We start from the raw sequence: 19,731 nt of genomic DNA, 5'->3' as shown, positions 1-19,731 counted from the left end.
GGCCAGGCTTATTGCGGCGGCCGCATGGCGTCGTGCAGGATGCGGGCTTTCCACAGGCATTCCTGCCATTCCTGCCCGGGGTCGGAGTCGTGCACGATGCCGCCGCCCACACTGTAGACGCCGCGGCTGTCTTTATCCAGCACCAGGGTGCGTATCGCCACGTTCAGCGAAAAATCGCCGCCGGGCGCCAGCCAGCCGATGGCGCCGCAATACAGGCCGCGCGGGGCGATTTCCAGCTGCCGGATGCGGCGCATGGCCGCCACCTTGGGCGCGCCCGTGACCGATCCGCACGGGAACAGCGCCTGCAGCACCTGGGCCAGGCCGGCCGCGGGCGCGTAGGCCGTGACAGTCGAGGTCATGGTCCAGACGGTGGGATAGCGTTCCAGCGAGAACAGCGCCGGCACCTGCACCGATCCGGGCTCGGCCAGGCGGCCCAGGTCATTGCGCAGCAGGTCCACGATCATCAGGTTTTCGGCGCGGTTCTTGGGGCTGGCGTGCAGCTCGCGGCCCAGCCGCTCGTCTTCGGCCGGATCGGGGTGGCGCGGCGCGGTGCCCTTCATGGGCCGCACGGTCAGGCGCCCGCCGTCGCGCCGCACGAACAGCTCGGGCGAGAACGACAGCACGGTGCGCGCGCCGTCTTCGATATAGGCGCCATGGGCCACGGGATGGCGCGCGGCAATGCGCCGGTACAGCAATTGCGGGTCGCCCTGCACGCGCACGTCGAGCGGCTGGGTGTAGTTCACCTGGTACAGCTCGCCGGCCTCGATCAGCGCGCGGATGTGGCCCACCTGGCGCAGGTAGTCGGCGCGCGCCATGCGCGGCTGAACCGACAGGATGCGCGCGGCATCGGCATCGTCCGGCGGCGCGGGCCACGGGGCTTCGGCGGCCATGCGGCCGAACACCAGTGCGGCCAGGCGCGGCGCGTGTGCGTCGGGGTGCGGCGCCGCCGCCGGGCCGCTCGGCGGCGGCAGGGTGGTCTCGGGCGCCAGCCATTCGCCCAGTTCGTAGTCGAGCAGCAGGGCAATCCAATGGCCGGCGCCGCGCGCCGCTTCGATGGCGTCCAGCGCCGCGGGCAGCTCGCCGGGCCGGCGCGCCTCGATGCGCTGCAGCGGGTCGCGCAGGCACAGGGCCCGCCCGGCCAGCCGGTCTTCAAATCGGCAATGCATGGTGGGCGCTGCCTGGCTCAGACCTTGGCGCCTTCTTCCTGCTGCGCCAGGAACTCCGCCAGCACGCGCCCGGTGTGCGATGTGCCGCGCAGGTCCATGACGTGCTCGGGCGAGCCTTCGGCCACCAGCTTGCCGCCGCCGGTGCCGCCTTCGGGGCCCAGGTCGAGCAGCCAGTCGGCTTCGGCGATGACGTCCAGGTTGTGCTCGATCACCACCACCGTGTTGCCGGCCGCCACCAGCCGGTGCAGCACGTGGATGAGCTTTTCCACGTCGGCCATCGACAGGCCGACGGTGGGCTCGTCCAGCACGTACAGCGTGTGCGGAATGCGCGAGGCGCGGCCGGTGGTGATGACGCCTTCGGTCAGGCGCGCCTTGGACAGCTCGGTTACCAGCTTGATGCGCTGGGCCTCGCCGCCCGACAGCGTGGGCGAGGGCTGGCCCAGGGTCAGGTAGCCCAGGCCGACGTCCTGCATCAGTTGCAGCGGGCGGTGGATCTTGGGATGCGCCGTGAAGTATTCCAGCGCGTCGTCGACTTCCATGTTGAGCAGCTCGCCGGCATTCTTGCCGCGCATCTGCACCGACAGCGTGTCGCTGTTGAAGCGCGCGCCGTTGCAGGCATCGCACGGCACTTTCACGTCGGGCAGGAAGCTCATCTCGATGGTGCGCATGCCCTGGCCTTCGCAGATGGGGCAGCGGCCGTCGCCGGTGTTGAACGAGAAGCGTGCCGCGCCCCAGCCGCGCATGCGCGCCTCGCGCGTGTCGGCGAATTGCCGCCGCACGTCGTCCCAGAATCCGATGTAGGTGGCCGGGCACGAGCGCGGCGTCTTGCCGATGGGCGTCTGGTCCACTTCCAGCACGCGGTCGATGGCCTGCCAGCCGGTGATCTGCTCGCAGCCGTTCCAGCGCGGCGCCTTGCCTTGCGACACGGCCTGCAGCAGGTTGTCGAGCAGCACCTCGCGCGCCAGGGTCGACTTGCCCGAGCCGGACACGCCCGTCACCACGCTCAGGCGGCCCACCGGGATGCGGGCGTCGACGTGGCGCAGGTTGTGCAGGCGCGCGCCGTGGATCTTGATCATCGGCGTGTCGTTCTGCACCGGGCGGCGCCCCTGCAGGGGGTGCGCCAGCGGCTTGGCCAGGTAGCGGCCGGTGACGGATTCGGGCGCGTCGATCAGGTCCTGCGCGCTGCCCTGCGCCACCACGCGGCCGCCCCGCACCCCCGCGCCCGGGCCGATATCGATGATGTGCGAAGCGCGCCGGATGGTGTCGTCGTCGTGTTCCACCACCACCAGCGTGTTGCCGTTGCCTTCCAGGCGCGCCAGCGCGTCCAGCAGGATGCGGTTGTCGCGCGGGTGCAGGCCGATGGTGGGCTCGTCCAGCACATAGCACACGCCCTGCAGGTTCGAGCCCAGCTGTGCGGCCAGGCGGATGCGCTGCGCCTCGCCGCCCGACAGGGTCGGCGCGGCGCGGTCCAGCGCCAGGTAGTCCAGCCCCACTTCTTTCATGAAGTTCAGGCGGCCGCGGATTTCCGCCAGGATGTCGCGCGCGATCTCGCCTTCGCGGCCGCGCGCCACCAGCCCGGTGAAGAAGGTATGGGCCTCGGACACCGGCATGGCCGCCAGCTCGGCGATCGAGCGCTCGCGCCAGCGCACGGCGCGCGCCACGCGGTTCAGGCGCTGGCCGTCGCACGTGGCGCAGGCGCCGGCTTCGCCTTCGTAGCCGGCGTTCCAGGCGCTTTCTTCGCCGGTCTGCTCGGCGTCGAAGTCCTGCAGCTGCACGCCGGTGCCAAAGCAGTCCGGGCACCAGCCGTGCTTCGAGTTGTACGAGAACAGACGCGGATCGGGCTCGGGGAAGCTGGTGCCGCACGACGGGCAGGCGCGCTTCACCGAGAAATGCTGCTGCTGCAGTTCGCTGTCCAGCGCCTCGTGCAGCTTGTTCACGGGCCACACCATGCTCAGCACGCCCTGGCCGTGTTCCAGCGCGCTTTTCACGGCCTGGCGCAGCGCCGCTTCGTTTTCGGGCTCGACCACCAGGTCGGCCACCGGCAGCTCGATGGTGTGTTCTTTGTAGCGGTCCAGGCGCGGCCAGGGGCTGACCGGAATGAAGGCGCCGTCGACCCGCAGGTGCGTGTAGCCCTTGGCGCCGGCCCATTTGGCCAGGTCGGTGTAATAGCCTTTGCGCGCCGTGACCAGCGGCGCCAGCAGGCCGATATGCTGGCCTTTGTGCTCGCGCAGCAGGCGCGCCACGATCTGGTCGGCATTCTGCGGCTCGACCGCCACCTGGCAGTCGGGGCAGTACTGCGTGCCCAGCTTCACATACAGCAGCCGCAGGAAGTGGTGGATCTCGGTCATGGTGGCCACGGTCGACTTGCGGCCGCCGCGGCTGGTGCGCTGCTCGATGGCCACCGTGGGCGGTATGCCGAAGATGGCGTCCACGTCGGGCTTGCCGGCCGGCTGCACGATGGCGCGGGCGTAGGCGTTGAGCGATTCCAGATAGCGCCGCTGCCCTTCGTTGAACAGGATGTCGAACGCCAGTGTGGATTTGCCCGAGCCCGACACGCCGGTGATCACCGTGAACTTGTCGTGGGGGATCTCGACGTTGACGTTCTTCAGGTTGTGTTCGCGCGCGTTGCGGATCTCGATGGCGCGCGACTCGCGCCGGCGGCGCATCACCGATTGCAGCGGCGTGCCCGTGTCGGCGCCGTAGGCCGGCACCGGTTCGGCGATGACCGGCGCCAGGCCGGCCTGCTCGGCGATCTGCGCATCGGCGTCGGTGCTGACCGCCACGTCGCCCGGCAGCACGCTGACCGCATATTCGCGCAGCGCGGCGCCGGTGTGCGAACGCGGATTGTCCATCAGGTCTTGCGGCGTGCCCACGCCCACTACCAGGCCGCCGGCGTCGCCGCCTTCGGGGCCCAGGTCGATCAGCCAGTCGGCCGCGCGGATCACGTCCAGGTTGTGCTCGATGACCAGCAGCGTGTGGCCGGCCGCCAGCAGTTTGCGGAAGGCCCGCATCAGGCGCGCCACGTCATCGAAGTGCAGGCCGGTGGTGGGCTCGTCGAACAGGAACAGGCTGCCTTTCTTGGCCACCTTGGCGGTCGATATGCCGCTGCGCGCGGCCTCGGCCAGGTGGCCGGCCAGCTTCAGGCGCTGCGCCTCGCCGCCCGACAGGGTGGGCACCGGCTGGCCCAGCCGCACGTATTCCAGGCCCACGTCGGCCAGCGGCGCCAGGCCGGTCTGCACGTCGCGCAGTCCCTTGAAGAATTCCAGCGCCTCGCTGACGGTCATTTCCAGCACCTGGTCGATCGAGGCGCTGTTGCCCAGGTGCTCGACGCGCACTTCCAGCACTTCGGGCCGGAAGCGCCGTCCGTCGCAGTCGGGGCAGCGCAGGTACACGTCGGACAGGAACTGCATCTCGACATGCTCGAAGCCGGTGCCGCCGCAGGTGGGGCAGCGTCCGTCGCCGCTGTTGAAGCTGAAGGTGCCGGCGGTATAGCCGCGCTCTTTGGCCACCGGCGCCTGCGCGAACAGCTTGCGGATGGCGTCGAAGGCGCCCACGTAGCTGGCCGGGTTCGAACGCGCGGTCTTGCCGATGGGGGTCTGGTCCACCATGACCACGTCGGCGATCTGTTCGGCGCCCAGCAGGCGCTCGAAGGCGCCCGGCGCCTCGGACGGCTTGCCCTGGTGCTTGAGCAGGGCGGGGTACAGCACATCCTGCACCAGGGTCGACTTGCCCGACCCCGATACGCCGGTCACGCACACCAGGCGGCCCAGCGGAAGTTCCACCGAGACGTTGCGCAAGTTGTGCGCCGTGGCGCCTTCCAGCAGCAGGCGCGGCGTATTGGCCGCCACCGGCATGGGGCGGGGCGCCTCGACGCGCTGGCGTCCGCCCAGGTAGTCGCCGGTCAGCGTGGGTGAGGCGCGCAGCTGCGCCGGCGTGCCGTCGAACACAATGCGGCCGCCGCGTTCGCCGGGGCCCGGGCCGATGTCGATGATGCGGTCGGCCGCCACCATGACTTGCGGGTCGTGTTCCACCACCACCAGCGTGTTGCCGGCATTGCGCAGCCGGTGCATCACCTCTACCACCCGGTGCATGTCGCGCGGGTGCAGGCCGATGGAAGGCTCGTCCAGCACGAACAGCGTGTTCACCAGCGAGGTGCCCAGCGCCGTGGTCAGGTTGATGCGCTGCACTTCGCCGCCCGACAGCGTGCGGCTCTGGCGGTCGAGCGTCAGGTAGCCCAGGCCCACGTCGCACAGGAATTTCAGCCGTGCGCGCACCTCGGTCAGCAGCAGGTCGGTGGCGGCATCGAGCGCGCCGCTGAACGACAGCGTGTCGAAGAACGTGCGCACGCGCTCGATGGGCAGCAGCATCACGTCGTGGATCGACAGGCCGTCCAGCGACTCTAGCTGTTCGCGCGTCCAGGCGGCGCCGGCCGGCATGAAGCGCTGGTAGCGTTCGTCGCCGGGGGGCAGTACCTGGTCGGCTTCTGCCTTGCTGCCTAGGCGCCACAGCAGCGCGTCGGGCTTGAGCCGCGCGCCGTTGCAGGTCGGGCAGGGCGTGTAGCTGCGGTACTTGGACAGCAGCACGCGCACGTGCATCTTGTAGGCGCGGCTTTCCAGCCACGCAAAGAAGCGGTGCACGCCGTACCACTGGGTTTTCCAGGCGTTGTTGCCGCCCTTCCAGTCGGGGTCGCCGTGCAGCACCCAGTGGCGCTGGGCGTCGGTCATGGCCTTCCAGGGCACCGACATGGGCACCCCGGCGCGCGGCGCGTACTTGGCCATGTCGTCCTGGCATTCCTTGAACGACGGCGTCTGCCAGGGCTTGATGGCGCCTTCGCGCAGCGTCTTGTTTTCGTCGGGGATGACCAGGCCGTAGTCGATGCCGATCACACGCCCGAAGCCGCGGCACGCTTCGCACGCGCCCAGCGGCGAATTGAACGAAAAGCTGCTGGGCAGCGGGTCGGTGTATTCGATGTCGCAATCGGCGCAGTGCAGGCGATCGCTGTATTTCCAGACCTGCGCATCCGCGCCGTCATCGTCAAGCGCGTGCACCGCCATGTGCCCGCCGCCCATGCGCAGCGCGGTGTCCAGCGCTTCCATCAGGCGCTCGCGTTCGGCGCCGGAATGGCGGAAGCGGTCTTGCACCACATGCAGAATGCGGCGCGGCTCGTCGCCCGCTGCCGCTTTGGTCTTGGCCTTGGCCTTGCCCTTGCCGGCGGCCCGCGGCGTGTGCGCGCGGCCGGTTTCTTCACGGTGCACCCGCGTGTAGCCCTGCTGTTCCAGAAAGCCGCGCACTTCTTCTTCGGTGAAGTTGGCGGGCACCGCGATGGGGAAAGTGATCACCAGGCGCGGGTCGCCGGCCGCCGGCGCGCGCAGCGCCAGCGAGGCCGCGATGGAATCGGGCGTGTCGCGCCGCACCTCTTTGGCGCAGCCCCGGCAGTACAGCCTGGCGCCGCGCGCGAACAGCAGCTTCAGGTGGTCGTTGAGCTCGGTCATGGTGCCGACCGTGCTGCGCGAGCTGCGCACCGGATTGGTCTGGTCGATGGCGATGGCCGGCAGAATGCCTTCGATGCGGTCGACCTGCGGCTTGTCCATGCGGTCGAGAAACTGGCGCGCGTAGGGCGAGAAGGTCTCGACGTAGCGGCGCTGGCCTTCGGCATACAGCGTGTCGAACGCCAGCGAGCTTTTGCCCGACCCCGAAACACCGGTAATGACCACCAGCTCGCCCGTGGCGAGAGTCAGGTCCAGGTTCTTCAGATTGTTCTGGCGTGCGCCGACGATGCGGATGTGGGAGCTCATGACGGTGGGGGAGGCGTGGGGCGGTGAAGAGGGAACCCGAAGGCGACAGGATATCGCCCAAAATATCTGTATATATAAACAGTATCTCAGATTCCCGAAAATCCGGGTAGCGCGCCATCGACAGCGGGCCCATGGGCAGGGATAATGTCTACATTATGAATTGTTGTCCACAATATGGACGAAACCTATTCTACGCTTTCAGCAAACGCCGCGCCGGGCGGCGCTGTCGCCGGCACGGCCGCGTTCGGCAAGTTCATGTGCGTGCTGCAGCACGTGGCCGACGCGGCGCAGCCGCCCGGCATGGCCGAACTGGCCGCGCGCAGCGGCTATCCGCGCCCCACGGTGTATCGCATCGTGGCGGGCCTGCTCGAACACGGCCTGATCGCCGCGCAGCCCGATGGCGCCTACGTGCTGGGCCCGCGCCTGCTCAGCCTGGCCAGCCGCAGCTGGTCGCGCTTCGATCTGCGCGTGGCCCTGCTGCCCGAGCTGCACGCCCTGCGGGACAACACCGGCCAGACCGTCCACCTGGCGGTGCCGGCCGGCGATGCCATGGTGTACATCGAAAAACTCGATGGCCCCGGCGCCGTACGCATGGCCTCGCGCATCGGAGGGCAGTTACCGCTGCATTGCAGCGCGGTGGGCAAGGCCTGCCTGGCCGTGCTCGATCCCGCCGCACTGGACGCCCGCCTGGCCAGCCTGCCGCTGCCGCGCCTGACGCCGGCCACGCTGGCCACCGCGGCCGCCCTGCGCGCCGAGCTGGCGCAAGTGCGCCGCCAGGGCTACGCGGTGGATAATGAAGAAAACGAGCCCGGCATCGTCTGCTACGGCGTGGCGCTGTGCGATGCCGGCGGCCGCGCGGTGGCCGGCGTCAGCGTCAGCACCCTGGCGTTCCGCCAGCCGGCCCGGCCGCCCTCCGCCTACATCGACCCCCTGCTGCGGCTGCGCGCCGCGGCGGCCGTCCACCTGGCCGGCATGCCCGCGCCGTTGGCCGGCCACCTCCTGTAACCCTGCCGCGAGATGCCCATGAGTTCTGCTTCTGCTTCTGTTCCGATGGCGCGCCTGCTGGCCGACCGCGTCGTGCCGGTGCTGCGCTACGCCGACGCCGCCACCGCCGGCTATGCCGCCGAAATCGCCGTGCAGGCCGGCTGCCAGACCCTCGAACTGACCTGGACGATTCCCGGCGTCACCGACCTGGTGCGCGCCCTGCGCGACAAGCACGGCGACGCGCTGACGCTGGGGGTGGGCACCGTGCTCGACGAAGTCCAGGCGCGCGACGCCCTGGTGGCGGGAGCCGACTTCCTGGTGGCGCCCGGCCTGGTGCCCGGCATTGCCGACATGGCGCACGCGGCCGGCGCCCTGTGCCTGCTGGGGGCCTTCACCCCCAGCGAGGTGCTGGCGGCGCGCCATGCCGGGGCCGACATGGTGAAAATCTTCCCGGCCGACACCGGCGGCCCGCGCCACCTGGCGGCGCTGAAATCGGTGTTTCCCGATACTGTGTTCTGCCCCACCGGCGGCGTCACGCAACAGAACATGGGCGAATACTTCGCCGCCGGCGCGGCGCTGGTCGGCATCGGCAGCAATCTGTACGACAAGGCCGCCTTCGCCGCGCGCGACACCGCCGCGCTGGTGCGCCAGATCGTCCACACCCGCGAGGCGGCCCATGGCTGATTTCGATATCGTCGGGCTGGGCGAGCCGCTGATCGAATTCAACCAGACCCGCGCCGGCGACCCTCACTATCTGCAGGGTTTCGGCGGCGATACCTCCAACGCGGTAATCGCCGCGGCCCGCCAGGGCGCGCGCTGCGCCTACCTGACGCGAGTGGGCGGCGACGCGTTCGGCGAACAGCTGCTGCAGCTGCTGCGCGGCGAACAGGTCGATACCACGGGCGTGCGGGTCGATCCCGACGCCCATACCGGCGTGTATTTCGTGCAGCACGGCGCCGACGGGCATGTGTTCAGCTACCTGCGCCGCGATTCGGCCGCCAGCCGCATGCAGCCGTCCGACCTCGACGGCGGGCCGCTGGCGCGCTGCCGCTTCCTGCACGTATCGGGCATCAGCCTGGCGATCAGCGCCAGCGCCTGCGATACCGTGTTCGAGGCCATCGCGCGCACGCGCCGGGCCGGCGGGCAGGTCAGCCTGGATTCCAATCTGCGCCTGCGCCTGTGGCCGGTGGCGCGCGCGCGCGCCGTCCTGCGCGAGGCGCTGGCCATGGCCGACCTGTTCCTGCCCAGCCTTGACGACCTGCGCCACCTGACCGGCCACGACGACCCGCAGCGCACTCTGGACTGGATCCGCGCCGCCGGCGCGCCGGGCGTGGTGGTGCTGAAGCTGGGCAAAGACGGCGCGCTGGTCGATGACGGCCGCACGCGCACGCCGGTGCCCGGGCTGGCCGTCCAGGCCGTGGATGCCACCGGCGCCGGCGACTGCTTCGCCGGCAATCTGCTGGCGCGGCGCTGCGCCGGCGACGACTGGCTGGCCGCCGTGCGCCACGCCAACGCGGCGGCGGCGCTGTCCACCACCGGCTATGGCGCGGTCGAACCGCTGCCGCGCCCGGATGCCGTGCGGGCTCTGCTGGCGGGCGGCGGGGCCACCGGCTAGGGCGGTTTGGCGGCCGGGCCGTTTCGGGCTAGAATGCCGAGTTATCCCAGTTTTTGCCGCCAGCCTGTGGCCCCCGGTGCAGCACCGGGCACGTCGGGCGGGTTTGGGCACCATCGAACCTTACCGGAGAACCATCATGGCTGAGCGCAAACGCGTGCGTCGCAACACCCTGGAACGCCGTTGCCTGGGCAAGGCTTTCAAGCGCTTGTTCGTCAACTCGCCCAAAGGCGTGTTCAAGATGCTGGAAAAAATCAAGCGCGTGTAATCCCCGCGCCTTGATGCAAAAAACCGCCGGTCTTCCGGCGGTTTTTTTTCGCCTGCCGCAGGGCAGGTGGCGCGGGCATCCCGCCCTTATTGCGCGGCCGCCAGGTGCGCCTTGCCCACCACCGTCTTCCAGCGCGCCACTTCCGACTGCACGAAGCTGCCCAGCGCCTGCGGCGTGCCGGACTGCACTTCGGCCCCCTGCTCGTGGAACTTGTCGATCACGCCCGGATCGCGCAGGGCCGTGTTCAGCGCCGCGTTCAGCCGCGCCACGACGGCCGCGTCGGTGCCGGCCGGCGCGAACAGCGCGTACCACTGCGGCACGTGCACGCCCGGCACGCCCAGCTCGTCCAGGGTGGGCACGTCTTTCAGCGCTTCGGCGCGGTGCTCGCCGGCCAGCGCCAGGGCCTTGACCTTGCCCGAAGCCAGGTGCGGATAAGCACTGAACAGGCTGGGAAACATCACCTGCGTCACGCCGGCCAGCGTGTCGGTCATGGCGGGCGCCGAGCCCTTGTAGGGCACATGCAGCATCTCGATGCCGGTGCGCAGCTTGAACAGCTCGGCCGCCACGTGCGGCGCCGTGCCCAGGCCGGCCGAGGCATAGCTGAGGCTTTCGGGGTCTTTGCGGGCCTGGGCGATCAGTTCCTGCACCGAATTGATGTGGGCGCTGCTGGACACCACCAGCAGGGTGGGGGACGACGCCATCATGCCGATCGGCTGGAAATCGGCCACCGGGTCATAGCGCAGGTGCTGCAGCGCCGGGTTGATGCCGTGCGTGGCGATGTAGCCCAGCATGATGGTGTAGCCGTCGTGCGCGGCCTGCGCCACGTATTCGCAGGCGATCGCTCCCTGCGCGCCGGCCTTGTTCACCACGATGATGGGCTGCCCCAGGGCCGCGCCCATTTTTTCGCCCACCACGCGCGCCAGCGTATCGTTGCCGCCGCCCGGCGCGGTGGGCACCACCAGGGTAATGGGCCGGTCCGGCCAGGCTGCCTGCGCAGTGGCGGCGGCGCAGGCGCAGGCCAGTGCGGCGCCGGCGCGCGCCGCGAAGGACAAGGTGCGGGAAAGCAATGGCATGTGTGTCTCCAGTATGAGTTCTACGGTGTGCGATAGCGCCGTGCCGGGCGCCGGCGCGTCGGGTCAGAATAGTTCGGCGGGCACGTACAGCCGGCCGTCCATGATCTTGCGGGCCGTGCGGATCAGGCTGGCGGTGCGTACGCTGCCGGCGGCCGGCGCGGCATCGATGTCGATGTCTATTTCGATGCGGCCCGCCGGATGCGCCACGGCGATGCGGTGCCTGCCCGGCGGGCGCGGCGCGGCGGCGGCGCAGGCCACGGTGCCGGGGGTGACGAACGCGGTGGCCACGCCGATGGCGCCCGTCACGGCATGCGAACGATGGCAACTCGCCGGCGTGAAATAGCGCGACACCACTTCGTCGGGCGTGGCGCCCGGGCTGACCAGCACCGGCTTGGGCACGACGCTGTGCGCCACGTCGCCCATGCCCATGCGCAGCGCGGCCTGCCGGCGCAGCGATTCCAGCCGGGCCAGCAGCCCGGCGTCGGCATCCAGGGCCGCGGGGGTTTCGTCGCCGCGCAGCCCCAGCGCGCCGGCCGCCACCATCACCAGCGGCATGGCCGCGTCGATGCAGGTGACCCAGATGCCGTCGACCTGGTCGCGCGGCTGGCCGGTGGGAAACAGCCGGCCCGAAGTCTTGCCCCAGGCATCCACAAAATTCAGCCGGATCGGCGCGCCGGTGCCGCTGACGCCGTCGATGCGCGCGTCGCCTTCATATTCGGGATGGCCGTCCGGCGTCTGCACCGTGGCGTCGATGGTGGATTGCGTGTTGACATTGAAAATGCGCACTCGCGTTTCGCCGGGCTGGCCGCGCACCAGGCCCTGGTCGATGGCGAACGGGGCCACGCCGGACAGCATGTTGCCGCAGTTGGGCCGCGTATCCACCGCCGCGCGGTCGACGCTGACCTGCGCGAACAGGTAGTCCACGTCGCAGCCGGGCCGGCGCGAGGGCGACACGATGGCGACTTTGCTGGTCAGCGTGTGGCCGCCGCCCAGGCCGTCGATCTGCAGTTCGTGCGGCGAGCCCATGGCGCACAGCAGCACGCGATCGCGCCGGGCGGGGTCGGGCGGCAGCCAGTCGGCGCGGAAGAAGGGGCCGCGCGACGTGCCGCCGCGCATCAGTACGCAAGGAATGGTTTTCAGCATGGCTGGAATCATGGAACAGATGCCATAATCCGTGAATTGCAAGTTTTATATTGATAAATGCATGGCACGCATCAATTTCGATCTGCAGGAACTGCAGGCGTTCGTGGCGGTGGCCGAACGCTCCAGCTTCCGCGCCGCGGCCGAAGACCTGCACTTGTCGCAGCCGGCGCTCAGCCGGCGCATCGAGAAACTGGAAAACCTGCTGGGCGCGCGCCTGCTCGAGCGCACCACCCGCCGGGTGGCGCTCACGCACGTGGGCCGCGTGTTCCTGGAACGTTCGCGCGCCGCGCTCGATGAACTCGAAAACGCCATCCTGGGCGCCGAAGACCTGGCGGGGCAGCTCAGCGGCCTGGTCACCGTGGCCTGCGTGCCGTCGGCGGCCTACTACTTCCTGCCCTCGGTGCTCAGCGAGTTTGCCGCGCGCCATCCGCGCATCCGGGTGCGCGTCATCGATGAGGGCGCCAACGCCGTGCTCAATGCGGTCACGTCCGGGCGGGCCGACTTCGGCATCAATTTCGTCGGCACCCAGGATGCCGAGGTCGACTTCCGCGCCATCTTCAAAGAAAGCTTCGTGCTGGCCGTGCGCAACGACCATCCCCTGGCGCGGCGCAAAAGCGTCATGTGGGACGAACTGGCCGGCCAGCGCTTCATGACCGTTTCGAAAGAAAGCGGCAACCGGCTGCTCATCGACGTGGCCCTGGCCAAATCCGGCAAGCGCGCCATGAGCGCATTCGAAGTCAGCCACATCCTGACGCTGCTGGGCATGGTGGAAGCCGGCCTGGGCGTGGCCGCCGTGCCGCAGCTGGCGCTGCCCCTGACCACTCATCCCACCCTGGTGGGCGTGCCGCTGTCCAAGCCGCGCGTCAGCCGCACGCTGGGCCTGATCGTGCGGCACGGCCGGCCGCTATCGCCGGCGGCCCGGGTGCTGTATACCTTGTTGAAAGACGCCGGGCGGGCGGCGCGGCGCTGATCTGCGCGCCGGGCGCGGCGCGCTTCAGTCGGCCGGATCCAGCCAGGGCCGCAGGAATTCCATGAATACCCGCGTCTTGGCCGGCAGCACCGGCGACGGAAAAATCGCGAACACCGGCAGCGGCTCGGTGCTCCAGCCGTGCAGTATCTGCTGCAGCCCGTTGCGGCCGATGATGGGCGCCAGCGCCCGGCAGTTCGGCAGCCGCGTAATGCCCAGCCCCAGCCCCGACAGGGTGCCGATGACGCTGATGTTGTTGCCGGCAATGGCGCCCCGCACCGCCACGCGCTCGGTGCGCTCGCCGTTGCGCAGCGTCCATGACGAATGTTCGCGGTCGATGGCGGTGCGCAGGCATTCATGAGCCGACAGGTCGGCCGGCTGCCGCGGCTCGCCGTGGTCGCGCAGATAATCGGCCGACGCGTACAGATAGCTGTCCAGCGTGGTGATTTCCTGCACCGAAGGGTCTTCCGTGGCGAGCTCGGCGGCAACCTGGTCGCGGCCGAACCGCAGCGCGATGTCGAAGGGGCCGCCCTGTGAATTCTCGGCCGGCTTCAGGCTGAGGTCGAATTCGCATTCCAGGTCGGGGTAGCGTTCGGTAAACGCCTTCAGGGCCTCGGGCAGCAGCCAGATGGCCATGCTGTACGGAATGGAGATGCTCAGGCGGCCCTGCGGCCGGGCCGACAGGGCCAGCAGCTGTTCGTGCGCCAGGCGCGCCTCGTCGACCAGCCCCTGGCAGCGGCGCAGGTATGCCGTGCCCGCATTGGTGAGCTCCAGGCGCCGCGTGTTGCGGTTGATGAGCCGCAGGCCGATGGCCTGTTCCAGCTGGCCGATGCGGCGCGACAGGGTCGAGGTCGGCATGGACAGCGCGCGGGCGGCCATGCTGAAGCTCTTGCGGCGGGCCACTTCGACGAACAGCGCAATATCGTTCAGCTGGATGGGACTGGGTTCCATGGATGTTCCGTATGAGCCGCCCGAGTTTACCGCCGGCCGCGCCCATTCCGGCCCTTTCGGGGGCGGGACCGCGCGCGGGGCTCAGTATAAATATGGAAAAACATGACAGATTTGTTTGCAAAATGGGCGGGCCCGAATGCGTTGGTTTCGCGCATATCCCATACACTGGAGCCCTTGTTTTTACCCATAATCAATTAGACGTCGCCGTTTCTCCTGTCGCGAACCGGCCCCAGCGCATGAGTGACCCGCATTACATGTTCACGGTACTGACGCCCACCTATAACCGGGCCGCCACGCTGCACCGTGTGTATGAATCCCTACGTCGACAGACCTGTCGCGATTTCGAATGGCTGATCGTCGATGACGGTTCCACCGACCGCACTCACGAAGCCGTGCTGGCCTGGCAGGCGCAGGCCGAATTCCCCATTCGTTATGTGTGGCAGAAAAACCGCCACAAGAAAACCGCGTTCAACCGCGGCGTGCGCGAAGCGCGCGGCGATTTCGTGGTAACGCTGGACAGCGACGACGAGATCCCGCCGCAGGCGCTGCAGATCCTGCGGGAAGGCTGGGAAGCCATCCCGCCCGACCGGCGCGAGGGCTACGTGGGCGTTACCGGCCTGTGCGCCGGGCCCGACGGCGCCATCGTGGGCGACCGCTTTCCGCAAGACGTCTTCGATACTTCCGCGGTCGAGATGTATTTCCGCCACCGCATCAAGGGCGAGAAATTCGGCAGCATGCGCACCGATGTGCTGCGCCGCTTCCCGTTTCCCGAAGACGTGGCGGGCTTCGTGCCCGAGAGCCTGATCTGGTGGGCCATGGCGCGCGCCGGCTACCTGAGCCGCTGCATCAACCAGGTGGTGCGCATCTACCATCCCAGCGCCGACGGCCTGAGCCGCGCCACGGTGTCGGTGCGCAACAACGCGCAGGGCCTGTACCTGCTGGCCTGGGACATCCTGGAACACCACATGGACTGGTTCCGCTACCGGCCCAAAGAATTCCTGATGGCGGCCGCCCGCTACACGCGGTTCCGCCTGGACCTGGAGCATTCGGGCCTGCCCACCGCGGTGCAGGCCTACCGCCTGACCGTGCCCGCCGCGCGGGCCCTGGTGGCCCTGATGTGGCCGCTGGGCTACGCGCTGTACTGGCGCGACCGGCGGCGCGGCCTGGCCTAGGTTTCAGCGCGGGCCGGGCCCGCCCTGCGGGGGCGCGTCGTCATCCTCGTCGTCTTCGTCTTCATCGTCGTCGTCATCGGGCAGCGGTTCGTCGGCGAGCGCGAACGGCAGCAGGTCGGCCAGGTCGTCCGACCAGGCGGTTTCTTCGCCGGCCTGGTCCAGCTTCACGAAGCGTTCGCCTTCGGCCAGGGTGATCTGCACGGCCCACAGGTACAGGCAGTCGTAAGTGTCGTTGTCGGCCGGGTCCAGGCCGCCGCGATTGCCCAGCAGGCGGGCCTGCGGGCCGCCCATCTGCACGTGGGGCCGGTCGTCGCTGGCGGCGCCCTGGGCCAGCGGCACGCCGAAGCTGACCCATTCGGTGCCTTCTTCGCCCAGCACGACTTCGGCCAGCACGGGCTTGCCCAGGTAGGCGCTCAGGGCGTCGGCGGTTTTGGCCAGCATGTCGAGCTCTTGCGAGCTGAAGCGTGCCAACGGGGCCGGCGGGGTGGCGGAAGCGGACATGGCAATTCCTGGTAAGGCGCGGGGGGCCGCGCAAAATGCGGTCAATGCCGCCATTGTCGCGCGTTTTCGCCCATGTTTTCCGTCCGCCGCGGGGCAGGGCGCTAATATCGCGGCTTTGCTTTACATCCTGTCCGTCCATGCCCGATGCTTCACCCGCGCCATCTTCGCGCCATATGTTGTTTCCGCTGACGGCGGCGCTGATCTGGTCCCTGAACATGGTGGTGACCAAAATGGCGGCCAGCGTCATCGAGCCGGCCGCCATCGGCTTCTACCGCTGGCTGCTGGCGGCGCTGCTGCTCACGCCGTTCGTCCTGCCGCGCGTGCTGCGCAACCGGCACGCCATCGCGCCGCACCTGGGCAAGCTGGCGGTGCTGGGTGCGCTGGGAACCGCCCTGTACCAGGGCCTGACCTACGTGGCGGCCGCCACCACTACCGCTACCAATATGGGCATCATCACCGCCATGGTGCCGCTGCTCACCATCATCCTGGGCAGCCTGGTGCTGCGCGAACGCCCCGCGGCTACGGCGGTGCTGGGCGGAGCCCTGTCGCTGGCCGGCCTGGGCGTGCTGCTGGGCGAGGGCGACCCGCTGCGCCTGCTCGAGGTCGGCGGCAACGCGGGCGACGCGCTGATGGGGCTGGCGGCGCTGGCCTATGCCATGTACGGCGTGCTGCTGCGCCGCTGGCCCATGCCGATAGGCGTCTGGCAGTCTTTGTACGTGCAGGTGCTGTTCGGCATTGCACTGCAGCTGCCCACGTTCCTGCTGGCGCCCGCCTCGCCGCTGAACGCCGACAATATTCCGCTGGTGCTGTACGCCGGCATCTTCCCGTCGCTGTTCGCGCCGTATCTGTGGATGCAGGGCGTGCGCCACCTGGGCCCCAACCGCACCAGCATTTTCCTGAACCTGATGCCGGTGGCCACGGTGGCCATCGCCGCCTTCCTGCTGGGCGAAGTGCCGCATGCCTACCATGTGGCGGGCGGCCTGGTGGCGCTGGCCGGCGTCAGCCTGGCCCAGTGGCGCCCGCGCCGGGCGGCGCGGCCCGCTTAGGCCCCGGGCCGTTCCGGCCTACAATCATTGCTTCCCTTGATTTGTCTTTTCTGCATACGAGCCCATGGCCCAATACGTCTACACCATGAATCGCGTCGGCAAGATCGTGCCGCCCAAGCGGCAGATCCTGCGCGACATTTCCCTTTCGTTTTTCCCCGGCGCCAAAATCGGCGTGCTGGGCCTGAACGGCTCGGGCAAGTCGACGCTGCTCAAGATCATGGCCGGCGTCGACAAAGAAATCGAAGGCGAAGCCGTGCCCATGCCGGGCCTGAATATCGGCTACCTGCCGCAGGAACCCCAGCTCGACCCGGCCCACACCGTGCGCCAGTCGGTCGAAGAAGGGCTGGGCGCGGTGGTGCAGGCCAAGAAGCGCCTGGATGAGGTCTACGCGGCGTATGCCGAGCCCGACGCCGATTTCGACGCCCTGGCCGCCGAGCAGGCCGAACTCGAAGCCGTCATCGCGGCGGCCGCCTCCAGCGGCGCCGACGACATCGAGCACCAGATGGAAATCGCCGCCGACGCGCTGCGCCTGCCGCCCTGGGACGCCACGGTGGGCAACCTGTCGGGCGGCGAAAAGCGCCGCGTGGCGCTGTGTCGCCTGCTGCTGTCCAAGCCCGACATGCTGCTGCTCGACGAACCCACCAACCACCTCGACGCCGAAAGCGTCGAATGGCTGGAACAGTTCCTGCACAAGTTCCCGGGCACGGTGGTGGGCGTTACCCACGACCGCTACTTCCTCGACAACGCGGCCGAATGGATCCTGGAACTCGACCGCGGCCACGGCATTCCCTGGAAGGGCAACTACAGCTCGTGGCTCGAACAGAAAGAAGCCCGCCTCAAGCAGGAAGAAGCCGCCGAATCGGCGCGCCAGAAAACCATCAAGAAAGAACTCGAATGGGTGCGCCAGAACCCCAAGGGCCGCCAGGCCAAGGCCAAGGCGCGCCTGTCGCGCTTCGAAGAGCTGTCTTCGTACGAATACCAGAAGCGCAACGAAACCCAGGAAATCTTCATTCCGGTGGGCGAGCGCCTGGGCAATGAGGTCATCGAATTCAACAACGTCAGCAAGGCCTACGGCGACCGCCTGCTGATCGACAACCTCAGCTTCAAGGTGCCGCCCGGCGCCATCGTGGGCATCATCGGCGCCAACGGCGCCGGCAAGTCGACGCTGTTCCGCATGATCGCCGGCCGCGAGCAGCCCGATTCGGGCAGCATCGCCATCGGCCAGACCGTGCAGCTGGCCTTCGTCGACCAGTCGCGCGATTCGCTGCAAGACGGCAAGAGCGTATTCGACGCCGTGTCCGACGGCGCCGACCTGCTCACCGTGGGCAAGTTCGAAATGTCCTCGCGCGCCTACCTGGGCCGCTTCAATTTCAAGGGCGCCGACCAGAACAAGATCGTCGGCCAGCTGTCGGGCGGCGAACGCGGCCGGCTGCACCTGGCCAAGACGCTGGTCGCCGGCGGCAATGTGCTGCTGCTCGACGAACCGTCCAACGACCTCGACGTGGAAACCCTGCGCGCGCTGGAAGACGCGCTGCTGGAATTCCCCGGCTGCGTCATGGTGATCAGCCACGACCGCTGGTTCCTGGACCGCATCGCCACGCACATCCTGGCTTTCGAAGGCGATTCGCAAGTCGTGTTCTTCGACGGCAACTACCAGGAATACGAGGCCGACAAGAAGCGCCGCCTGGGCGAAGAGGGCGCCAAGCCCCATCGCCTGCGCTATAAAGCCCTGAAATAAGCGAGGCTGCCATGCTGCTGCAAGCCGCCGACTCGACGCTGCTGATCGTCGACATGCAAGAACGCCTGATGCCGGCCATCGCGCATGGCGCCGAGCAGGCGGACACCGTCGCCAAGCTGGCGCAGGGCGCGCGCCTGCTCGACGTGCCGGTGGTCGCCACCGAGCACAGCAGCGGCGCCCTGGGCCACACCATCGAGCCGCTGCGCGGCCCGGTGCAGGCGGTGTTCCAGAAGCGGCATTTTTCGGCGGCGCGCGAACCCGGCTTCGATGCCTGGCTGCCGGCCGCGCGGCGCACGGTGCTGGTGGTTGGCTGGGAAGCCCACGTTTGCGTGCTGCAAACCGTGGTGGGCCTGCTCGAACTGAATTACCGCGCCGTGCTGGTGTCCGATGCGGTCGGCTCGCGGCGGCCAGCCGACCAGCACGCGGGCATGCGCCGCATGCGCGCGGCGGGCGCTACCGTGGTCACCGCCGAAATGGCTTTATTCGAGTGGATGGAAAGCTGCGACCATCCCCGCTTCCGCGACGTGTTACGTTTGGTGAAATAAGCCGCGTGCCAGGCAACATCTGCCCCCGCCATGGGGCGCCCGGCCTACCCATGGATACAATTTATGGGCATCCCTAACAGCTCAACGCGTCGCTTTTTGCGATTCTGAAGGTTCAGAAAGTTTGCAGGGGGACGCCGTAGTGCCTGCTAGTCTGGCCTAACTTCCAGCGCGCTGTCCCAGGCACAACAACAGGAGCCTCATCATGATGAAAATTGGAACCTTCGCAAAAATCAGCACGGCCATCGTGCTCGCAGCATCTGTCGCGGGATGCTCTTCGTGGGATAGCATGAGCCGCCGCCAGAAAAGCACCGTGGGCGGGGCCGCCGTCGGCGGCGTGGCCGGCGCGGTGATCAGCGGCGGCGGCATCCTGGGCACGGTGGGCGGCGCCGCGCTGGGCGGCATCATCGGCGACCAGGTCGGCAAGTAAGCCGCGCCCGCCCCGGCGGCAAAAAAGCAGCCCCGGCAAGCCTTGCTTGCCGGGGCTGTTTGTTTTGCCGTCCGCCGCGTTCAGGCTTCTTTTTGCGGCATCTCGATCTTGACTTCAAGGACTTCCAGCGTGTCCTGGCGTTCCAGGTGCACCTTGATGTCGTCGGGGTTGATGTTCACGTACTTGGAAATGACGGCCACCAGCTCCTGCTGCAGCTGGGGCAGGTAGTCGGGCGACGCGCCGCGGCCCGAACGCTCGTGCGCCAGGATGATTTGCAGGCGTTCCTTGGCGACAACCGCCGAGGTCTTCTTCTGGCCGAGCAGAAACGACAGGAAGGACATTG

17 protein-coding genes are annotated in these 19,731 nt (G+C 68.7%); 10 read left to right on the top strand and 7 right to left on the bottom strand.

Translation table 11 applies throughout. The features are described from left to right. Positions 1-8 precede the first annotated feature (8 nt). Together J2P76_RS11275 and uvrA are read right to left on the bottom strand one after the other, a co-directional pair. Positions 9-1,166, bottom strand: coding sequence for an aminodeoxychorismate synthase component I (locus J2P76_RS11275; RefSeq protein ID WP_207407344.1), 1,158 nt, complete (start codon positions 1,164-1,166; stop codon positions 9-11). A gap of 17 nt (positions 1,167-1,183) precedes the next feature. After that, a complete protein-coding gene (gene uvrA, locus J2P76_RS11270) occupies positions 1,184-6,961 on the bottom strand; it encodes an excinuclease ABC subunit UvrA (protein ID WP_207407342.1) in 5,778 nt (1,925 codons plus the stop codon). 174 nt (positions 6,962-7,135) lie between these two features. On the opposite strand from uvrA, the gene J2P76_RS11265 reads away from it, so the two are divergent. From J2P76_RS11265 to J2P76_RS23745, 4 genes are all read left to right on the top strand, one after another. Then, positions 7,136-7,966 carry an IclR family transcriptional regulator gene (locus J2P76_RS11265; RefSeq protein WP_207407340.1) on the top strand — a complete coding sequence of 277 codons (831 nt, stop codon included), beginning with the start codon at positions 7,136-7,138 and terminating at the stop codon, positions 7,964-7,966. A gap of 18 nt (positions 7,967-7,984) precedes the next feature. Then, positions 7,985-8,629 carry a bifunctional 4-hydroxy-2-oxoglutarate aldolase/2-dehydro-3-deoxy-phosphogluconate aldolase gene (locus J2P76_RS11260; protein ID WP_431603392.1) on the top strand — a complete coding sequence of 215 codons (645 nt, stop codon included), beginning with the start codon at positions 7,985-7,987 and terminating at the stop codon, positions 8,627-8,629. Then, positions 8,622-9,560 (top strand): sugar kinase, encoded by a 939-nt coding sequence (locus J2P76_RS11255; protein ID WP_207407337.1) that lies wholly within the window; start codon positions 8,622-8,624, stop codon positions 9,558-9,560. Before J2P76_RS11260 ends, J2P76_RS11255 begins: the two co-directional genes overlap by 8 nt. A gap of 136 nt (positions 9,561-9,696) precedes the next feature. Then, positions 9,697-9,825: a hypothetical protein gene (locus tag J2P76_RS23745; RefSeq protein WP_268903484.1), complete on the top strand. Its 129-nt coding sequence runs from the start codon at positions 9,697-9,699 to the stop codon at positions 9,823-9,825. Positions 9,826-9,911: 86 nt separating this feature from the next. Here the strand turns inward: J2P76_RS23745 and J2P76_RS11250 are convergent, their stop codons facing one another. Then, on the bottom strand, positions 9,912-10,898 hold the full coding sequence (locus tag J2P76_RS11250; protein ID WP_207407334.1) for a Bug family tripartite tricarboxylate transporter substrate binding protein: 987 nt from the start codon (positions 10,896-10,898) through the stop codon (positions 9,912-9,914). A 63-nt stretch (positions 10,899-10,961) separates the two neighbouring features. Beyond that, positions 10,962-12,041: a 4-oxalomesaconate tautomerase gene (locus tag J2P76_RS11245; protein ID WP_207407332.1), complete on the bottom strand. Its 1,080-nt coding sequence runs from the start codon at positions 12,039-12,041 to the stop codon at positions 10,962-10,964. Positions 12,042-12,102: 61 nt separating this feature from the next. Here J2P76_RS11245 and J2P76_RS11240 point away from each other — a divergent pair, with 61 nt between their 5' ends. Beyond that, positions 12,103-13,011, top strand: a complete 909-nt coding sequence (locus J2P76_RS11240) for a LysR family transcriptional regulator (protein WP_207407330.1) — start codon at positions 12,103-12,105, stop codon at positions 13,009-13,011. Between the two features lie 24 nt (positions 13,012-13,035). Here the strand turns inward: J2P76_RS11240 and J2P76_RS11235 are convergent, their stop codons facing one another. Further along, a complete protein-coding gene (locus J2P76_RS11235) occupies positions 13,036-13,959 on the bottom strand; it encodes a LysR family transcriptional regulator (RefSeq protein ID WP_207407328.1) in 924 nt (307 codons plus the stop codon). Between the two features lie 236 nt (positions 13,960-14,195). Between J2P76_RS11235 and J2P76_RS11230 the strand changes: the two genes are divergently transcribed. Continuing rightward, entirely contained in the window at positions 14,196-15,131 is a 936-nt protein-coding gene (locus J2P76_RS11230) for a glycosyltransferase family 2 protein (RefSeq protein WP_207407321.1), read from the top strand. A gap of 3 nt (positions 15,132-15,134) precedes the next feature. On the opposite strand, the gene J2P76_RS11225 is transcribed toward J2P76_RS11230, so the two are convergent. Further along, a complete protein-coding gene (locus J2P76_RS11225; protein ID WP_207407319.1) occupies positions 15,135-15,632 on the bottom strand; it encodes a hypothetical protein in 498 nt (165 codons plus the stop codon). 173 nt (positions 15,633-15,805) lie between these two features. Here J2P76_RS11225 and J2P76_RS11220 point away from each other — a divergent pair, with 173 nt between their 5' ends. From J2P76_RS11220 to J2P76_RS11205, 4 genes are all read left to right on the top strand, one after another. Continuing rightward, positions 15,806-16,678 (top strand): DMT family transporter, encoded by an 873-nt coding sequence (locus J2P76_RS11220; protein WP_242697351.1) that lies wholly within the window; start codon positions 15,806-15,808, stop codon positions 16,676-16,678. Positions 16,679-16,742: 64 nt separating this feature from the next. Then, positions 16,743-18,416 carry an energy-dependent translational throttle protein EttA gene (ettA, locus tag J2P76_RS11215; protein WP_207407315.1) on the top strand — a complete coding sequence of 558 codons (1,674 nt, stop codon included), beginning with the start codon at positions 16,743-16,745 and terminating at the stop codon, positions 18,414-18,416. Positions 18,417-18,427: 11 nt separating this feature from the next. Then, positions 18,428-18,961, top strand: coding sequence for an isochorismatase family protein (locus J2P76_RS11210; RefSeq protein WP_207407313.1), 534 nt, complete (start codon positions 18,428-18,430; stop codon positions 18,959-18,961). Between the two features lie 205 nt (positions 18,962-19,166). Then, positions 19,167-19,388 (top strand): glycine zipper 2TM domain-containing protein, encoded by a 222-nt coding sequence (locus J2P76_RS11205; protein ID WP_207409179.1) that lies wholly within the window; start codon positions 19,167-19,169, stop codon positions 19,386-19,388. 80 nt (positions 19,389-19,468) lie between these two features. On the opposite strand, the gene minE is transcribed toward J2P76_RS11205, so the two are convergent. After that, positions 19,469-19,729 (bottom strand): cell division topological specificity factor MinE, encoded by a 261-nt coding sequence (gene minE, locus J2P76_RS11200; RefSeq protein ID WP_012247903.1) that lies wholly within the window; start codon positions 19,727-19,729, stop codon positions 19,469-19,471. Positions 19,730-19,731 lie beyond the last annotated feature (2 nt).

The sequence above is a fragment of the Bordetella petrii genome, assembly GCF_017356245.1.
Classification (GTDB): domain Bacteria; phylum Pseudomonadota; class Gammaproteobacteria; order Burkholderiales; family Burkholderiaceae_B; genus Bordetella_A; species Bordetella_A petrii_D.
This window is presented reverse-complemented; position numbering and strand designations above follow the sequence as displayed.